The sequence below is a fragment of the Streptococcus sp. NSJ-72 genome (genome assembly GCF_014334035.1).
Classification (GTDB): domain Bacteria; phylum Bacillota; class Bacilli; order Lactobacillales; family Streptococcaceae; genus Streptococcus; species Streptococcus constellatus.
On the sequence record NZ_CP060489.1, the window covers coordinates 1,648,365 to 1,667,590 of the forward strand.

The window sequence follows — 19,226 nt, forward strand, 5'->3', positions numbered from 1 at the left end:
AGAGTGTTCATTTAAGGAGTATTATGGTACAAAATCGACAAACAGCAACCAAGCAGCATATCAGAGAAGCCCTCATTCAGCTCTTGTTAGAAGAAAAATTTGAAACAATTTCCGTTAGTAAACTCTGTCAACGAGCAGGTATCAACCGTGGAACTTTCTACCTTCATTATCTTGATAAATTCGACCTAATTGAAACACTAAAAGAAGAAATTATTACCCAATTACGTAAAAATTTTGAAGAAACTACAAACACACATGACCTAATCATTACCAATCTAAGCTATCTCCAACAAAACCACGACCTAATTTATGCTGTTTCTCAAAGTCATTACCTCAATTTCCGTGAAACAATCCGTGAATTTATGCTTAGTATTTTAACGAACGATCAGCACAAAGTTCAAACCGAACACTTTTTAAAAGAAAATTTCCCCATTTCTGAAAAATATGCACTTGAAGTTTTTCTATCTAGCATAGAGGGCATTATTTCACTCTGGATTTCAAGCGGCACTAAAGAAACGCCTGAAGAAATGACGAATATGATTTTACAAACCTTTGATTACGATGCTTGGCGATTGTAAACTAAAAAACTCTATTTCTATAAAAGGGATTTCCTCAATTAGAAATAGAGTTTTTGATATACATTTTTTTTAAAGCTCAGAAATTGAAAGGTTGTAAAATGAGACGACAGCATACAAACTATGATGTTCTATTGCATATCTTTATAACCAGTCATGTCATCGTTGCAACCTATCATCTACTTTTTAGTTTAGTTGTCCTTATCATCTATGCGTGATTTTCTAGCAATATCAGCCAAAATATGGTCTACAAATTCTGCAATTGTTTCTGTATGCGTTTGTTTGCTGCCATAACGACGGACATTCACCGTACCATCTGCTTGTTCCTTGTCCCCTACAATCAATTGATAAGGAACTTTATGAGTTTGACTTTGACGAATCTTGTATTGCATTTTTTCATTGCGTTCATCGACATCCACACGGACACCACGATTGCGCAGTTCTTTCGCTACTTTCCAAGCGTAATCAGTATGCGCTTCATTAGAAATTGGAATGACCGTCACTTGATGAGGTGCCAGCCAAGTTGGGAACGCACCTTTGTAAGTTTCAATCAAGTAAGCAATAAAGCGTTCCATCGTAGACACAATACCACGGTGAATCATGACTGGACGATGCTCTTCACCGTCTGCTCCGATATAATGAAGATCAAAACGTTCTGGTAGCAAGAAGTCCAATTGAATAGTGGAAAGAGTTTCTTCATTTCCAAGAGCTGTTTTTACTTGAACATCCAACTTAGGACCGTAGAAAGCAGCTTCGCCTTCTGCCTCAAAATAGTCCAAACCTAAATCATCCATTGCTCCTTTTAGCATGCGTTGAGCATTTTCCCACATTTCATCATTATCAAAATATTTATGTTTGTCATTCGGATCACGATAAGACAGACGGAAACGATAGTCTGTAATATTGAAGTCTTTGTAAACGTCAATCATCAAATCCAGCACATGTTTAAATTCTTCTTGAATTTGCTCTGGCATGACAAATAAGTGAGAATCGTTTAGGGTCATTTCACGAACACGTTGGAGTCCTGAAAGTGCACCTGATTTTTCAAAGCGATGCATCATACCAAGTTCCGCAATACGAATAGGTAACTCACGATAAGAATGAACATGGTTTTTATAAACCTCAATATGATGTGGGCAATTCATCGGACGAAGAACAAATTGTTCACCATCTCCCATATCCATCGGTGGAAACATATCTTCTTGGTAATGTTCCCAGTGACCAGAAGTCTTGTATAATTCTACACTTGCAAGCGGTGGTGTATATACATGTTGGTAACCATCATTGACTTCACGGTCTGTAATATAGCGTTCTACGATACGACGAATAGTCGCACCATCTGGAAGCCAAAACGGAAGACCTTGCCCAACCTCAGGAGAAATCATGAAAAGATCAAGCTCTTTACCGAGCTTACGGTGATCACGTTCCTTGGCTTCTTCACGCATTTGAAGATAGTTTTTTAGGTCTTTCTTATCAAACCAAGCTGTTCCATAAATCCGTTGCATCATAGCATTGTCACTGTTCCCACGCCAGTAAGCACCTGCTACATTGAGCAAATGGAAAATTTGAATACGCCCAGTTGACGGTACGTGAGGTCCACGGCAGAGATCCACATATTCACCTTGACGGTAAATTGTAAGACCTCCTTCGTCTTCTGAATGCTCCTCAATCAATTCTAACTTGTAAGGATCGTTTTTGAAAATTTCTCGTGCTTCATCCTTTGTCACTTCTTCGCGGATTGACGGGAAATTTTCCTTGACAATCTTCTTCATTTCTTCTTCGATACGAGGCAAATCTTCATTAGAGATTTGACCAGCTGTATTGTCCGTATCGTAGTAGAAACCGTCCTGAATAGCAGGACCAACCCCTAAGTGAATCTCTGGGAAGAGACGACGAGTAGCTTGCGCAAACAAGTGAGCGGCAGAGTGACGCAAGATATCCAAAGCGTCTTCGTGGTCAGGTGTCACAATCTCGATTGATCCATCTTCTGTAATGGCACGAGTGGTATCGATGAGTTTGCCGTTGAATTTACCAGCCAAGGCTTTCTTAGCAAGAGAATTGCTGATAGATTGAGCAATTTCAAAAGTTGTTACGCCAGATTCGAATTCACGCACAGCGCCATCTGGGAAAGTAATGTTAATCATAATTTTCTCCTTTAATATCTATTCTATTTATATTGGACAATTTTAAGAGCCGAGCAACCTCTTCCACAGTCTGCTTTTCTGATTGACTACCATCTGCTATGAGGCTAGGATAGCCTAATTTCATCGTTTCCTTCCGAACCATTTGGGCAAAAAGAATGTCTCGCTGCATCCAGTTTTCAAAAGCTTGCTCAGGATTGGTTGTTCCCTCTAAGACATAAGGAACCCATTCTCTCTGTTTATAATACTTTTTCTGAAAATCAGCTGTCGGAGTCAAGCATAGATAGGAAGACGCTGGCCATTCAAGCTCCTTTACCAAGTGAGGCAAAAGTCCTGCCCCCTCCACCAAGAGTGGTCTATCTTGATTTTTTATCAAGTAAGATTTTACGTAAGGAAAAATCTCTTCATAAAAGCGCCATTCTTCATCTGCCATCTCTTCTGGATTTCTCATCCAGATTTGTTCCGGATTTCTGTCCTGTCTAAGAAGGCAAATCGGCTGTGAATCTACACTTGCTTGACTCATCATCTCGTCCACCAAATCATCCAGCTTTATATGAAGGAGCTGATACTGTCTAGCGAGAAGTGAAGCAATTGTTGACTTCCCACTACAAGGCGATCCTCCAATCATATAAAGCATCATTTTTCCTCCTTCTGACAAAATAAAAACGACATCCTCAAAAGGACGTCGCAACGTGGTTCCACCTTCATTCGTGCATATCAAAAAGACCTACACCTCAGACTGGCTTTAACGTAGCCACCGTTTTATGTTTGCATAAAAGTTACTTTAGAGTAGTCCCAACTGCCTTCCTCTACACGCTTTCCAGCCCCACGCGTTCTCTAAAAAATTCCAACCAGCGGTATGTCTCTAAGAAATATTATAGCACGATTAAAAAAATTTGCAAGCTTTACAATCAGATGGTTTGTGTCTGAATTTTTGGGAATTTGGAAGAAAAGAATAGGTTAGTTTTGGAACCATTCGAATGGTTCCAAAACAAATGCTGCCTCAAAATTAAGTGGGCAACATTTTAGAAATGTATTGTTTTAAACGGTTAAGATTAACGTCATGTTTTCTTATCTGATAGCCTAATTTTTTATTAAATATATCATTATTTTAACAAAAAAACGTTTACATTTAAAGAAAATTATTGTATAATAATTATGTTGGAATCATTCGAAACAACACAGCAAGTTAAAATAAGGCTTTGTCCGTACTCAACTTAAAAAGTGCGCACCGATTCGGTGCTTTTTTATTTCAATCAGGAACACAAAAAAACAGCCTTACGACTGTTTTTATTTTTATCCTACAGAGCCTTCCATACTCATGTTAATGAGTTGGTTGAGCTCCACTGCGTATTCCATTGGAAGTTCTTTGGTGATCGGTTCCATGAAACCATTGATAATCATAGCCGTTGCTTCTTCTTCGCTAATGCCACGGCTCATGAGATAATAAAGCTGATCCTCCGAAACCTTAGAAACTTTAGCTTCGTGTTCCAGTGCAACATTCGAATTGTGAATTTCATTAAATGGAATGGTATCTGAGCTGGATTCACCATCCATAAGAATCGTGTCGCATTCAATGTGAGACTTTGAACCAGCACTATTCTTGCCAAAACGGACTTGACCGCGATAATCTGTCTTACCTCCGTCTTTTGCAACAGACTTAGAAATTAATGTGCTAGAAGTCTTTGGCGCATTGTGATAAACTTTACAGCCTGCATCTAAATGCTGACCATAATTAGCAAAGGACATAGAAAGGACCGAAGTTCTTGCATTACGACCATTAAGAATGCTACAAGGATATTTCATATTGACCTTGCTGCCTAGATTTCCGTCAATCCATTCCAGAGTACCGCCTTCTTCAACCGTTCCACGCTCGGTCACCAGATTATAAACATTGTCCGACCAATTTTGAATCGTTGTATAGCGGAAGAAAGCATCCTTTTTAACAATAATTTCTACATTTGCAGCATGAAGACTATTGGTCGTATAAGTCGGCGCTGTGCAGCCCTCAATGTATTGAATAGAGCCACCCTCTTCTACGATAATGAGCGAGCGTTCAAATTGACCAGCATTTTCTCCATTGATACGAAAGTATGTCTGAACCGGCACCTGACATTGAACATTTTTTGGCACATAGATAAAGGTCCCACCCGACCAAACTGCACTGTTTAAAGCGGAAAACTTATGCTCTGCATTAGAAATGACTGTGCCAAAGTATTTTTTCACCAAATCCGGATATTCTTGTACTGCCGTGTCGGTATCGGTAAAGATAATGCCTTGCTTGGCAAATTCTTCTTTCATGTTATGATAGACTACCTCAGATTCATATTGAGCAACAGCTCCTGACAAAAATTGGCGCTCTGCTTCAGGAATACCTAAACGCTCAAAGGTTTTCTTTATTTCATCTGGCACTTCATCCCAACTTCTAGCCCGATCTCCACTTAATTTTTGATAATAGATAATATCATCAAATCGTATGCCGGATAAATCTGGTCCAAAATCAGGCATGGGCAACTTATGGAACAATTCTAAAGAACGCAAACGATAATCCAGCATCCATTGCGGTTCATTTTTAATTTCAGAAATTTCACGAACAACCTCTTCTGTCAGACCCTTACCAGTCGAGAACAAAGGCTTCACATCGTCATGAAATCCAAAAGCATAATCTCGTACTTTCGTCATCTCATTCCTCCCATTGATACAAATTATCTTCTCTTATTATACTATTCTATATTAGAAATGTCAGAATATATGCCTAAAATATAATAAATTAAGCTAAAAAAGACTAGGAAAATTTCCCAGCCTTCTTACATGATTACCGTACTTTTTCGGCTAATGCTTCAGCGAATTTCTCCAGATTTTCAATATCTTCATCTTCTGCTGATAGATCGACTTTGACATTTTCAGCACCTTTTTCAGCACCTGTTGCCGCAAAAGCACGATCAAAGTCATCTACGGCCTTACAAAACTCATCATAGAATGTATCGCCCGATCCGACAACACCATAAATCTTTCCGGTCAAGTCAAGACTAGCTAAATCTTCATAAAAATCAACAATTTCATCAGGCAACTCGCCGTCACCATATGTGTAAGAAGCAATGATTGCAATATCTGCTTCTAGAAATTCTTCTGCATCAACCGTTGTGCATTCATCAATATCTACTTCTAAACCAAGTTCTTTTAATTTATCAGCTACAATATCTGCAATTTCTTCTGTATTTCCTGTCATACTCGCAAATACAATTTTTGCTAACGCCATAATTTCCTCCAAAAAATTCTATCAATTTATTATAACATATTGAACAAATAGTTGCACTTGAAATCTCTTGAAGTTTGGTTGCTCCTCACTTTTACTTTTTAAAATAGCTACCTTATGATACAATAAATAGAAGGTAGAGTGGAGGTTAGAATATGGAAATTTTCAAGCAAATTTTACATAAAATTAAAGAATATGATACAATCATCATCCATCGTCACATGCGACCCGATCCCGATGCATTAGGAAGTCAAGTCGGTTTAAAAAAATTACTTCAAGTCAATTTTCCAGAGAAAAAGATTAAAGCAGCAGGAAAAACTGAACCAACTCTTGCTTGGCTGGCTACCATGGATGAGATTTCAGATGATGATTACAAAAATGCTTTAGTGATTGTTTGCGATACAGCAAATACTGCACGAATTGATGATGAACGCTACAGCAAAGGAGACTTTCTCATCAAAATCGATCATCATCCAAACGATGATATTTATGGAGACATTGCTTGGGTAGATACTAGCTCAAGTAGCGCTAGTGAGTTAATTGCTCTCTTTGCATTAGAAAATCATCTAAAATTAGATGATTATTCTGCTAAGTTACTTTATGCTGGAATCGTTGGTGATACTGGGCGTTTCCTATATCCTGCCACAACTGCCCGAACTATGGCTATCGCCAGCAAACTTCGCGAATACCCTTTTAACTTTGCTGCTTTGGCTCGAAAAATGGACTCTTTCAGCTATCAAATCGCTAAACTTCAAGGCTACGTTTACGATCATTTAGAAGTCGATGAAAATGGTGCAGCTCGTGTTATTTTAACTCAAGAACTTCTCAAATCCAATCAGTTAACAGATGCCGATACTTCTGCTATCGTTTCAGCTCCAGGGCGGATTAACAGTGTTGAACTTTGGGGAATTTTTGTTGAACAAGAAAATGGCAATTACCGAGTTCGTCTACGGAGTAAATTTATCCCTATCAATGAAGTGGCTAAAAAACATGATGGAGGCGGTCATCCACTTGCTAGCGGTGCCAATGCTTACTCTACAGAAGAAATCGAAAAAATTTACCAAGAATTAAAAGAATTGGCAAAAAGATATTAAAATTGAGAGAAAAGACTTGTCAAAATCGGTAGAATTTGGTAAACTATCAAAGTAATGAATCTATGGCTCGCAGAGAGACCATGGCAGAAAGGAAATTTTTTAAAATGAGAAAAGATATTCATCCTGAATACCGTCCTGTTGTCTTTATGGATACTTCAACTGGCTACAAATTCCTTAGTGGTTCTACTAAGTATTCTAGCGAAACTGTTGAATGGGAAGATGGAAATACCTATCCACTAATCCGTGTGGAAATTTCATCAGATTCACATCCATTCTATACTGGACGCCAAAAATTCACTCAAGCAGACGGACGTGTGGATCGTTTCAACAAAAAATACGGTCTCAAATAAGAATCATATTCACATTACAAAAAATGTTGATATTAAGCCTTTTCCATTTTGGGAAAGGTTTTTTAGTACAATCAAAAAACTTGGAATCCACTACATTATGATTTCCAAGTTTTTACTCTTTCTTCGCATTCAGTATTTTAATTGTTGAATAATCAATATATAGCTATCTTTGAAACCCTATAAACTATGAGGCTCATTGGATTCCATGATTAAAAAATTTCTGGGAACAAGTTGGACTATTTCTCCAGATGCTGTAAAATCAATCTTTCCTTCTAGACAGACAACAGTCGCTAAAGCATCAGCTTTGTGTTTAGGAACTATTCTTTCTTCTCCTATCTACCATTTCTTATTGTACTCTTCTAATGCTGAAACGTTTTAATCCTTATAACCTCCCCCAGTAAAACCGTAATATTCTTCTAAAGATAGTCCTGAATCTGCAATCGCTTTTGCTTCTTTTCCAACATAACGAAGATGCCATTGCTCTGGCATATATCCAGTTTCATTCTCTTTTCCATTTAGATAACGCACAACAAATCCATATTCGGCTGCATGTTTCAAAAGCCATTGACTAGCTTTTTTTCTGTCACTAGATTTCCGTCGGTGCCAATCAAGTCAAAAGCTAAGCCTGTTTGGTGTTCACTATAGCCAGGCCGAGCAGAATACCGATCCGCTGCTTCTTTTCCATCTTTATTAACATAATTTTGATAAAGTGTCACTTGCATTTGATAGCTACGAAAACCGCTATATTGATGACTGATAGGATAACCCTCACCTTGCATGGCAGCAATCAATTCCAGCAATTTTGCTTTAGCAGTAGGATTTTCACCGGGGTTATAATCTGAAGATAATGGATAATGTTTATTTGCGATAACAATTTCATCATATTTCCCTTTTACACTATAATAAGAACCATTATAATGAACTTTTGTTTTTTTCTTTGTTTGCTCAGAGGATCTAACTTTTGCAGATACAGCTTTTCCTTCTTGTTTCGTTTCCACATTTGTTTTCTTTCCTCCACAAGCTGTCAAAAGCAACAAACTCGCTAACAATAAAATGCCAATCCTTTTTTTCATCTGTATCGCCTCATTTATAGAATTTACTAATTTTCATTATAGGCGTAGATATACTATCTGTCAATTCAAAAAAGCATGCAATTGCATACTTTTAATTTTTTTATAGTTAATTATTTAGTACAACCACTTTACCAAATCCCGCTTGACTTTCGATATAAGAATGAGCTGCTGGGATTTGCTCTAACGAAAAGATTCGTTGAGGAGATACATTGATTTTATAAGCATCAATATAGCTAAAAAGTTCATCAATAAGCTGCTGATGCACATTTCCTGAATAAAAACTAGTCAAATAACTATTGTTTCTTATTTCTACGATTGGATCAAACTCCTCTACATACCATTTGCCACCTAATTGACCAGTGTTACAGATAATTCCTGCACTTTGAATATGGTCAAATGAATTTTTTAGAGTAGCCGAACCGACTAATTCAAGAATTTTATCAAACTTTTCCTCAGTTTGCAAAACTCCTCTTTCATCTAAAATAATTTCATCAAAGCCTTGCTGTTGAAGCAAATCTTTTTTAGCAAGAGAACGAACTGCACCAACTACACGATTCTGTGGGAATTGTGCTTTTACTAACTTTAAAAAGGCTAACCCAACACCACTCGTTGCAGCTCGGACTAAGATTGAGTCTCCCTCTTTTATCTGCATATTTTTGAAGGAGCCAAAAGCAGTATAGTAGGTCTCTGGTACTGCTGCTAATTCCTCCCAAGATAATTGACTGTCTACAGGGTAAATCTGCTCATTTGGAAGTAATACATATTCAGCATAAGAACCGTCATACGCACGTCCCATTTCGCCCATAATAGAAACAATTTTTTGCCCTTCCTGCAAATCTCTCCTTGTCGTTTCAACTACTTGTCCTACACACTCAATTCCTAAAATACGAGGGAATTGAACAGTTAGAGATAAACCTTTCCGAGTAAAAATTTCTGAATGATTGATACCAAAACCTTTGATTTTGACTAAGGTCCATCTTTCTTTTACAGATGGGATAGCTCGTTCTTCTAGAACAAATTTCTCTGGACCGCCTGGCTCATAAATCACCATTGCTTTCATTTTATTTCTCATTAGTTAAACCTCCTATTCCCTATTCGCAAACATAGATTTTAACTAGCTAATTCGAGCAATTTTCTTACAAATTCATTAGCTGGCTGTTGTTTGATTTCTTCTGGCGTGCCATATTGCTGAATTTCTCCCATATCTAACACCAAGATTTTAGTGCCTAATTTTAGTGCCTCTGCTATATCATGCGTGATAAAAATAACGGTAATTCCTGTTTCTTCATGCAAGGATTTCAACTCATGCTGCAGTTGATAGCGCGTAATAGCATCCACTGCTCCAAAAGGCTCATCCATTAGCAAAATATTAGGAGTTGCAGCTAATGCACGTGCAATCCCCACTCGTTGAGCCTGTCCACCAGAAAGAGCAGACGGATAACGATTTTTCAAATCATTTTCCAAGCCTAGCATAGCTAATTTTTTATCTACAATCCGGTCAATGTCTGCTTGACTTTTCTTTTGCAAATTTAAGACGTAAGCAATATTTTCAGCAACTGTCAAATGCGGAAACAAGCCATTTCCCTGAATAGAATAACCAATTTCCCGCCGCAATTCAATCAAATCCGTGTCTTGAACATCTTGACCATTGATAAGGATTTGCCCTTGGTTCGGCTTGACCAAACCATTTACCATCTTTAACAATGTCGTTTTTCCTGAACCAGAAGTTCCTACAATCGTCAGAAAGGCTCCATCTTCAATTTTTAAGTCTAATTGTTTGATAATGTCGCGGTTTCCGTAAAATTTGCTGACATTTTTATATTCAATCATTTCTTCAAAATTCCTTTCTCTACAAGATAGTCATGAGCAACTTTAGCAGGTTCTTCTTTATCATTTTCTACTTTGTGGTTCAATTCTGCCATTTTGCTATCGTTCAAAATACCATCTAATTTAGCCAGTGCTCTTTTCAATTGAGGGTATTTTTTAAGAGTTGTTGACCGAACAACCGTTCCTGCATGATAAGAAGGATAGATTTTTTTATCATCTTTCAAAACGACGAGATTTGCTCCATGAAGCTGTCCATCTGTAGTGAAAATATCAATTGCATCCACTCTACCAGATTTAACTGCCTGATATTTCAGTCCGCTATCCATGTCCACTTGCGACTTGAATTTCATACCATAGGTTGATTGCAATCGGGCAAAACCGTCTTCTCGACCAAAGAAGTCATACTCTGCACCAAAGGTTAAATTGGAACCTGCTTTTGCAAGATCACTAAAAGTTTTAATATTGTATTTTTCTGCAATATCCTTACGAACTGCCAAACCATAAGTGTTATTAAACCCAAATGTATTTACCCATTCTAACCGATATTTTTTTCGATATTGACTTTCAAGTGTCTTGAACTGACTTTCATCATATGAACCTGATTGTTTGAGAATGACTTCCCAAATTGTACCAGTATATTCAGCATAAATATCAAAATCACCTTTCAACATAGCCGGGTGAATATTGGCAGTCCCACCACCGACACCTTTAGTCATTTTGACCTTAAGATTGGTGTATTCTTCAATAACTTGCTTTTGCATTTCACCTAAGATATAGTTTTCTGTCTGTGGTTTGGTCGCAATTTTCACGGTTCCGCCCATTGGATTCATTTGGAAAAATGCGATGGTTCCTGCCATCAAAAGAACTATAGAACTGAAAACAGCTAACCATTTTTTAGATACTTTTTTATGACGTAGGATTGATTTTTCAACCAAAGAAAGAAGAAAATCAAAGACCAATGCCAACAGGGCGACTAAAACACTTCCGACCAAAGTTAGGGTTTGGTTATTAGTCGTAATCCCACGGTAAATTGCTACACCAAGACCGCCAGCACCAACGAAAGAAGCAATCCCCGCAAGAGCTATGGTCATTGTAACCATATTACGGAAACCTGCCATCATAACCGGAAAGGCAAGGGGCAGTTGCACCTTGGTTAAAATCTGCTTGCGTGTAGAACCCATTCCTTCTGCTGCTTCAATGAGAAGCGGGTCAACACCAGAAATGCCTGTATAAGTACTCCGTACCATTGGTAACAGGGCATATAAGGTTAATGCTACAATTGCTGTCTTATTACCAATCCCCGTAATCGAAATCAGAATCCCTAAAAGTGCAATAGAGGGAATTGTATAAAGAGTATTCACTAAACCAATAACGACTCCAGCCCAGCTTTTTTTGAAACTAATAAAAATCCCAAGTCCAACTCCAAAAATCAAAGCAAATAAGATAGACAAACCCGATATCCAGACATGATCCCAGATAAGACCTAACAGAAACTGCCATTGATTGGTGACTAATTTGATTAACTCGTTCATGCTTCATCCTTTCTTGATTGGCTTAAATTTACTAAAATACGCTCTAAATAAATCTCAAATTCACTGATTTCCAGATCAGAAAAACCACTGTAAAAGATTTCAATGATTTCATCAGAAATTGCATCATATTCTGCTTTTAATCCTTTTGCATAATCTGTCAGACAAATCATCTTTTTCCGCTTATCTTTTTCATGAGAACACCGTTCCACAAGCTTCATGCGAATCATTCGGTCAATCATTTTGGTCAGAGTGTTCAACGTCAAGCCAGTCTGCTCTGACAGTTCGGTTTGGCTTTGATAATCTTTTTGCCAAAGCGCGTGTAAAATACGTCCCTGTTCTCCATTAAAAGCTTGAATCCCTCGTTCTAACAAAATATGATTCATTAATCGATTAGATAAACGATGAATTTTCCCAATGTAAAATCCACTATTGACTACTTTTTTACCCATTTTTCTTCTTTCTAAAACATACGATATAGAAGTTTATTTATAATACTATATCGAACCTTTTTTGTCAAAGATTTGGTTTCAAAAAAAAGATGAGCAAGTGCTCATCTTGAAATAATCTGTTGAACATTCGCCCGCAAATCTGGTATCACTTGCTCTGCAAACCAAGGATTCTTGGCCAGCCAGATTTGATTTCGTGGAGATGGGTGAACAAGCGGGAAATATTCTGGCAAATAATCTTGATAATGTTTTACCGTATCGGTTAACTTTACAGTTCCCTTTTGATGAAGATAATACTTCTGAGCATATTGGCCAATAAGAATAGTTAATTCCAGATCTGGTAACAATTCTAAAATCTGTTGATGCCATTTTTCAGCAAAACCCTTGCGAGGTGGCAAATCACCTGATTTTCCATGCCCTGGAAAATAAAAGTCCATCGGAATCGCAGCAAAATAGCCAGAATGATAAAATGTATCATAGTCAACGCCCATCCATTCACGCAGGCGATCACCACTCTTATCATTCCAATATAAACGTGTTTCCTGCGCTTTAATACCCGGAGCTTGACCAACAATATTGATCCGCGCCGACTTAGGAGCTGCAAAAAGCGGCTCAATTCCTCGCTCTGTATATACTTGATTTTGTGGATCAACCATAATAGCTTTCTTAATGTCTTCTAGCGTTTCCATTCCTTGCCTCTATTTTTGATAATTTTTCTTCATATAAATTTTCAAATCAGTTGCCTGCCGTCCTGTGATTGTCCGAAAATCATCTGTCACAATGTCCAAGCAGCCTTGACTCCCAGCTTGGTAGAGAGAAGCCAGCACAACTCCAAATCCTTTGGGCTGATCATAAAGAGCAGCAAATTCCTCAACTGTCACCGGTTGGTAGTCAATTTCATGACCCGATATTTCAGACAAAAGATCAGCTAATTCTAGCATTGTATAGTTACGACCTTGAGTCAAAATGTATGTTTTTCCTTGTAGAGCAGACGACATAGCTAGTTTGACAATGGCTACTGCACTATCTTCCCGCGAAATAAAGCTCATTTTCGAATTTCCCATTGGATAAATGACAGCCTTGCGCTCTATTAACTCAGGTAAGTAAGGCACCAATGGATCAGCATACATAGCATTTTTGATAATGCTGTAAGAAAATCCAGCCGATGCTAGACGAGTATTTGCATAAGCAAAGAAAGCTGCCATGTGAAATGGACTATTGACTTGATCAGCAAAAAATCCAACAAAGATAAAGTGCTTAACTCCAGCTCTTTCTGCCGCAACGACTGAATTTTCAAATTCTGGCACACGCACAATGCTTGGATGAGAAATACTTGGAATGTAAATCAAGATATCCGTTCCACGCCAAGCTGCGACCATAGAATCTACATCTAAATAATCAGCTGATCTGACATCAATCCCTGCTGCTGCATATTGACTCGCTTTTTGGGGACTCCGAACAGATAACCGAATTTCATTAGTGTCTAACTGTTTCTGTGCTTCGGCAACGACCTTTTGCCCCAATTGACCTGTCGCACTCGTAATTGTATAAATCATAATATTCCCCTTTCTTTGAAAGAAACTCAACTATTTCTAGCTGAGTTTACATGCTTTATTTGATTAATTCATAAATTGCTTCTGCATAAATAGCAGCAGCTCGGAACAGGTCTTCTATATCTATAAATTCATTTGCTTGGTGCATAGTATCTGTATATCCTGGGAACATAGCACCATAAGCAACACCGCGTTTCAAGAGACGACCAAAGGTTCCTCCACCAATAATTTGTTCATGACCTTTTAGACCTGTTTGTTTTTCATACACGTTCAAAAGCGTTGTCACAAGCGGATCTTCCATTGGAACATAGTGAGGAACATGCTCGTGCTCTGACAATGTCACATTTTCCACAGGTAAGTTTTCCAATTTAGATTTGATTGATGCTGGATTGGTTCCTTGTGGATAGCGGAAATTAAGGGCAATGGTGTTGTCATCGCTTGTTTCATCAAATCGGAAGATCCCTGCATTCATAGAAAGAGCACCCATTTTTTCATCTACATAGTCCACTTTTAAGGCTTTCCCTTCGTGGTCTTCTAAAAGAACGTTTCCTGCCACTTCAAGATAGTCTTTAGCAGAACCTGCGAAATCAAACTGGGTCAAGAAGTTAGCCAGATAAGTCGCGCCATTGACACCAGATTGTGGCGAAGCCCCATGGGCAGATTTCCCAATAATCGTTACTGCCATTTGCCCATTTGATAATTCTTGGTATTCAAAGCGAAGTCCATGTTCTTTGGCAAATTCGTCCAATTTATCTACAAGATTTGGCATATTTCCCGATACTACTGCTGTTGCAGATTCAGGAACCATATTTTCACGAAGTCCGCCAGTAAAGCTATGCAAGCGTGCAGCTCCGCTATTTTCCCCTGCAAAATGAAGATATCCAGTAATATTTCCTTTTTCACCATTGATAATCGGAAATTCTGCATCTGGCGAAAAACCAAAATCTGGCTCTGGAAGACCAACATGTTTGAAATAATAGTCCATATCAGCCCAACCAGATTCTTCATCTGTACCAACTACAAAACGAACTTTCTTAGACGTCGACAAACCTAATTCTTTGATGATTTTCAGTCCATAATAGCAAGCCATCGTTGGCCCTTTGTCATCACTCGCACCACGCGCATAGAGTTTTCCATCTTTAATTGTTGGTGTATAAGGATCTGTATCCCAACCGCTTCCAGCCGGTACCACATCCATGTGTGCAAAAATTCCAAGAACTTCAGCTCCTTCGCCATATTCAAAATGCCCTGCATAATTGTCCACATTCTTCGTTGAATAACCATCACGCGCAGCTAATTCTAAGAATTTTTCCAAAGCCTTAACAGGTCCAGGCCCGAAAGGATGTTCTTTATCTGCTTTCGTATCATCTCGCTCGGAGTTGATTTCCAAAAGGCTAAATAAGTCAGCCAATAGAGCATCGCGACGTTTTTCAACCTCTGCTTTAAAATCAATCGTCATAAAATCATATTCCTTTCTATCAACGTTTTTCAATAATCTCATCCACTGGCAAACGATAGCTTGGATCCAGTTTATCGTCTGTGTAGCCAACAGTAATTAAAAGTTCTGGACGGAAGCGCTCATCAATATCTAACACTTGATTGACTTTTGACTTATCAAATCCAAGGATAATATTGGAACTAATGCCCTGGTCAGTCAATGCCAACACTAAATTCATAGCTACCAATCCAGCATTAAGAGCTAAATAATCACTCTTTTGCTGTTCGGTGTAATGACTGTACTGAGTCGGAAGATTTTGCATGTAATATTGCAATTTTTCTTCAGACATATTTTTTATACCAGCAGTACGAGCAATCTTACGAGCGCGCTGCACCAAGTCTGTATCTGTAAAGAGAGCAATCGTCACAGGCGCTTCTTTGATTTGCTCCTGATTAGCATTAAAGGCAATCTCAGCCAAGTCTGCATTTCTCTCACGCACAACTACAAATTTCCAAGGCTGGCTATTATGAGCACTTGGCGCTAAAGTTGCAATTTCAATCGCCATTCGCACATCTTTTGGATCAACTGCTTTATCATTGAAATGCTTAGTTGCATGACGCTTTTTATTTAATTCAAGAAATTTCATAAGGACTTTCCTTTTCTTATTATACTCATTCCATTTTACCATAAATTGGAAGAGCTTGCAGGGGTTTTGTGAGAACTAAAATATTTTATTTGGAGGTCATAATCACTTTTCTTTATTAATTTTTTAAAACTCTATTTGGAAACTTTTTTACTATCATCTTATCAGATAATATAATATTTGGAAATTATATAGCACTTTAAATCAATCACAATATGTAGTATTTTAAAACATGATTTTTGTAAATTTGACAACTACACTTTGTATTTGTGTAAACAACTATATAATTCTCTGCTTCTAGTTAAAAATTTTTTAAAGTTAGAAATCCAAGCAGGTTATATCACAAAAGACCGTTTGCACGGTCTTAGTTTGTGAATGATTATAATTCAAGATAAACATTTATTCTTTGATTTCAGAAAACTCGGCATCAATTATTTCACTGTCATTTAAGCTATCTTTGAATTCTGGTTTTAGCTCGTCTTCAATATCAAACTCTACTTCAAATTCTCCATTTAATATTTTTTCAAATGTATCAGCAAGCTTTGTTCCCATTGGTTTAAATGTAAAGTAAGTAATTCCTCCTGAAGCTAATCCTCCTATAATTGGAATTGTTTTTGTAATTATAGAACCAACTGATTTTTTTGTAATGTTTACGCCAATAATTGTCCCGACTTTTTTCACAAGAGGATACCAAGCCGTTTTAGTTAATGCTTTCTGAGCCACCTTTTTCCCAAGATTCATTCCTGCTGCCTTAGAAACATTTGCAATCAATGCACTCGCTCCACTCGCACCGAACATTATTCCAAGGTAAGAGATAACTCGTATTTGTACTTCTTCAGGTAGTTCCTTATAGTTTCCTTCATATAAGTCGTCTTCTCCAAATAAGTAAGCAATTTGTTGAGCTAAATTTAGAGCAAAGCCCATATATTGAGCAACATCTGCTCCCCCAGCAACGGCAGCTGTTACCGGATTTGAAGGTAATCCAGCAACAAAAGAAGTGAAAGAAGTTTTAGTGGTGCTATCTTTGATTATTTTTTCAGCTCGTTTTCTCAATGCCTCTGGTGTGAAAACTTTTTGAGGTCCATGTTCTAAAATACTATCAAGATATCTACTATCTTTAAATTGTTTACGTAGAAATTCTTCTCTATCTACCCTCACGATTGGAAGTTGACTTGCCGCATTGATTGTCTGTATAACTACAGCATAAGCATCATTTTGCTTCATAAATTATTCTCCTTAAAATAGTCTCTTTTTATTATATATATATATAATGTCAAGCATTTTATTCATATATTTTTACATTTTCATAAAATCCTAAGATAAGATTAGTTAAGGAGTATTTTTTATTCTTACTATCCTAGCTCTACTGTTAGACTTTACCACTTCTTTCATCAACAATTTTTCCTGTATCTAGACTTCTAGGTGAAGCTTGGTCTGCACGGCCTCTGCAACTTTTCGCGGTACGCCTACTTCGACAATTTCCTCAACACTAGCTTTCTTGATATTGGCCAAAGATTTAAAATGTCGCATCAGATTTTGCTTGCGTTTGGGCCCCAGTCCTTCAATGCCATCTAGTTGTGATGAGAAGGAATTCTTAGACCGGAGCTGGCGATGGAAGGTAATGGCAAAGCGGTGGACTTCATCTTGGATGCGCTGCAAAAGGAAAAATTCCTGTGAATTGCGAGATAATTCGACCACTTCCAATGGATCACCAAAAAGTAATTCATGAGTCTGATGCTTGTCGTTCTTTTGCAAACCAGCGATAGGAATATCTAAACCTAATTGATGTTGAATGACGTCTTTAGCAACGTTGACTTGGCCCTGACCACCATCAATGACAATCAGATCAGGCGGTATTAAACCATCTCGCATAACTCGGCTGTAGCGACGCTTGATGACTTCCTGCATACTGGCATAGTCATCCGGACCGATAACTGTCTTAATCTTATACTTGCGATAATCTTTTTTGCTGGGTTTGCCATTAATAAAAACCACCATAGCTGAAACAGGACTTGTTCCCATAATATTGGAATTATCAAACGACTCAATCCGAACTGGAGTGGGAATATTGAGGAGCCGACCTAGATTTTCAATTGCTCCTTGCGTTTTTTCAACAGATTTCTCTAATAAGTCAAACTTCTGCTGTAAACTAACTTGAGCATTCTTAATTGCCAGATTGACCAGCTGTTTCTTTTCTCCTCGTTGAGGCTTAAGAATTTTTGTATCCACCACAGCCCGTACTGATTCCTCATCAATATCAGACGGAATCAAAATTTCATTGGGCACCAGATGAGATTTATTCTGATAAAATTGTCCAATATAAGTAAGAAAATCCTCGTCAGGGTCATTGTAATAAGGAAACATATTTACATCTCGCTCAATGAGTTTTCCTTGACGGACAAAGAAAACCTGCACACACATCCATCCTTTGTCCACATAATAGCCAAAGACATCCCGATTTTGTAAATCCCTTGCCATCACTCGTTGCTTGGTGCGAAGTGTCGCAATACTTTGAAGCAAATCTCGGTATTCAGCTGCTTTTTCAAATTCCATCTTTTCAGCAGCACTAGTCATTTTTCCTTTCAATTCATCAATAATCTTATTATCATGACCTTTGAGGAAATCTGCTACTTCTTGAGCCATCTCTTGAAAGAAATGTGGATCATTATGGCAGATAGTATGAGCTCGACACTGTCCGATATGATAGTAGAAGCAAACTTTCTCAGGTGGATTGGTACACTTGCGGAAAGGAAAAATGCGATCCAGCAGGCGCTTAATTTCATTTGCAGCACCTACATCAGGATATGGACCAAAATATAAACCACCATCTTTCTTAACCTGACGTGTAATAATAAGTCGCGGATATATCTCATTGGTGATTTTGATAAAAGGGTAGGACTTATCGTCCTTAAGCATGATGTTATATTTGGGCTGATTTTCCTTGATCAGATTGATTTCAAGCAACAAAGCTTCAATATTAGACTCAGTGACAATAAACTCAAAATCCTCAACCTCAGACACTAACGCTTCCGTTTTAGTATCATGACTTCCGCGAAAATACGAGCGCACCCGATTGCGCAGATTCTTAGCTTTTCCTACATAGATGATCGTACCATTTTTATCCTTGTGGATATAACAGCCTGGGCTAGTCGGCAATAACTCTAATTTTGATTTAATTAAGTTGTTCATAATTATCATTATAGCAAAATTAGCTAAAAGGAAGTAAAAAGGAACATCGACAGCCTAAATGATTACTATAGAAAAGGGCAAGCAAATAAATATTAAAAATTTTAAGCCC

17 protein-coding genes and 2 pseudogenes are annotated in these 19,226 nt (G+C 37.8%); 3 read left to right on the forward strand and 16 right to left on the reverse strand.

Annotated features, from left to right (window positions below):
• Positions 1-23 precede the first annotated feature (23 nt).
• Entirely contained in the window at positions 24-578 is a 555-nt protein-coding gene (locus H8787_RS07975) for a TetR/AcrR family transcriptional regulator (protein ID WP_037598561.1), read from the forward strand.
• A gap of 188 nt (positions 579-766) precedes the next feature.
• Here the strand turns inward: H8787_RS07975 and thrS are convergent, their stop codons facing one another.
• From thrS to H8787_RS07995, 4 genes are all read right to left on the reverse strand, one after another.
• Entirely contained in the window at positions 767-2,719 is a 1,953-nt protein-coding gene (gene thrS, locus H8787_RS07980; RefSeq protein ID WP_187327823.1) for a threonine--tRNA ligase, read from the reverse strand.
• Positions 2,712-3,353: an AAA family ATPase gene (locus H8787_RS07985; protein WP_187328378.1), complete on the reverse strand. Its 642-nt coding sequence runs from the start codon at positions 3,351-3,353 to the stop codon at positions 2,712-2,714. The genes thrS and H8787_RS07985 overlap by 8 nt, the downstream gene beginning before the upstream one ends.
• Before the next feature lie 659 nt (positions 3,354-4,012).
• Entirely contained in the window at positions 4,013-5,398 is a 1,386-nt protein-coding gene (gene sufB / locus H8787_RS07990) for a Fe-S cluster assembly protein SufB (RefSeq protein ID WP_003036119.1), read from the reverse strand.
• 133 nt (positions 5,399-5,531) lie between these two features.
• Entirely contained in the window at positions 5,532-5,975 is a 444-nt protein-coding gene (locus H8787_RS07995; RefSeq protein ID WP_003023869.1) for a flavodoxin, read from the reverse strand.
• A 152-nt stretch (positions 5,976-6,127) separates the two neighbouring features.
• On the opposite strand from H8787_RS07995, the gene H8787_RS08000 reads away from it, so the two are divergent.
• Positions 6,128-7,066, forward strand: a complete 939-nt coding sequence (locus H8787_RS08000) for a DHH family phosphoesterase (protein WP_187327824.1) — start codon at positions 6,128-6,130, stop codon at positions 7,064-7,066.
• Between the two features lie 104 nt (positions 7,067-7,170).
• Positions 7,171-7,416 carry a type B 50S ribosomal protein L31 gene (locus H8787_RS08005; protein ID WP_003023866.1) on the forward strand — a complete coding sequence of 82 codons (246 nt, stop codon included), beginning with the start codon at positions 7,171-7,173 and terminating at the stop codon, positions 7,414-7,416.
• 177 nt (positions 7,417-7,593) lie between these two features.
• Here H8787_RS08005 and H8787_RS10300 read toward each other — a convergent pair.
• From H8787_RS10300 to uvrC, 12 genes and pseudogenes are all read right to left on the reverse strand, one after another.
• Positions 7,594-7,734 (reverse strand): annotated as a pseudogene (locus H8787_RS10300) (cupin); the annotation flags it as partial.
• Between the two features lie 57 nt (positions 7,735-7,791).
• A pseudogene (gene ldcB, locus H8787_RS08010) lies at positions 7,792-8,489 on the reverse strand (LD-carboxypeptidase LdcB/DacB).
• Between the two features lie 106 nt (positions 8,490-8,595).
• Complete coding sequence (locus H8787_RS08015) at positions 8,596-9,561, reverse strand: zinc-binding dehydrogenase (protein WP_222848864.1); 966 nt, start codon at positions 9,559-9,561, stop codon at positions 8,596-8,598.
• 38 nt (positions 9,562-9,599) lie between these two features.
• The gene (locus tag H8787_RS08020) at positions 9,600-10,319 is read right to left on the reverse strand and encodes an ABC transporter ATP-binding protein (protein ID WP_187327825.1); all 720 of its coding nucleotides are present in this window, start codon (positions 10,317-10,319) and stop codon (positions 9,600-9,602) included.
• Entirely contained in the window at positions 10,316-11,848 is a 1,533-nt protein-coding gene (locus H8787_RS08025) for a glycine betaine ABC transporter substrate-binding protein (RefSeq protein WP_187327826.1), read from the reverse strand. The genes H8787_RS08020 and H8787_RS08025 overlap by 4 nt, the downstream gene beginning before the upstream one ends.
• Positions 11,845-12,297, reverse strand: a complete 453-nt coding sequence (locus H8787_RS08030; RefSeq protein ID WP_006268509.1) for a MarR family transcriptional regulator — start codon at positions 12,295-12,297, stop codon at positions 11,845-11,847. The genes H8787_RS08025 and H8787_RS08030 overlap by 4 nt, the downstream gene beginning before the upstream one ends.
• 101 nt (positions 12,298-12,398) lie before the next feature.
• Entirely contained in the window at positions 12,399-12,983 is a 585-nt protein-coding gene (locus tag H8787_RS08035) for a uracil-DNA glycosylase family protein (RefSeq protein ID WP_048800882.1), read from the reverse strand.
• 9 nt (positions 12,984-12,992) lie between these two features.
• Positions 12,993-13,850, reverse strand: a complete 858-nt coding sequence (locus H8787_RS08040) for an SDR family oxidoreductase (protein ID WP_003068455.1) — start codon at positions 13,848-13,850, stop codon at positions 12,993-12,995.
• 55 nt (positions 13,851-13,905) lie between these two features.
• Positions 13,906-15,306 carry a dipeptidase PepV gene (pepV, locus tag H8787_RS08045; protein ID WP_187327827.1) on the reverse strand — a complete coding sequence of 467 codons (1,401 nt, stop codon included), beginning with the start codon at positions 15,304-15,306 and terminating at the stop codon, positions 13,906-13,908.
• A 19-nt stretch (positions 15,307-15,325) separates the two neighbouring features.
• On the reverse strand, positions 15,326-15,931 hold the full coding sequence (locus H8787_RS08050; RefSeq protein WP_003068452.1) for a nitroreductase family protein: 606 nt from the start codon (positions 15,929-15,931) through the stop codon (positions 15,326-15,328).
• 396 nt (positions 15,932-16,327) lie between these two features.
• Positions 16,328-17,152, reverse strand: a complete 825-nt coding sequence (locus H8787_RS08055) for an ABC transporter ATPase (RefSeq protein ID WP_187327828.1) — start codon at positions 17,150-17,152, stop codon at positions 16,328-16,330.
• Positions 17,153-17,338: 186 nt separating this feature from the next.
• Complete coding sequence (gene uvrC / locus H8787_RS08060) at positions 17,339-19,117, reverse strand: excinuclease ABC subunit UvrC (RefSeq protein ID WP_187327829.1); 1,779 nt, start codon at positions 19,115-19,117, stop codon at positions 17,339-17,341.
• Positions 19,118-19,226: the final 109 nt, after the last annotated feature.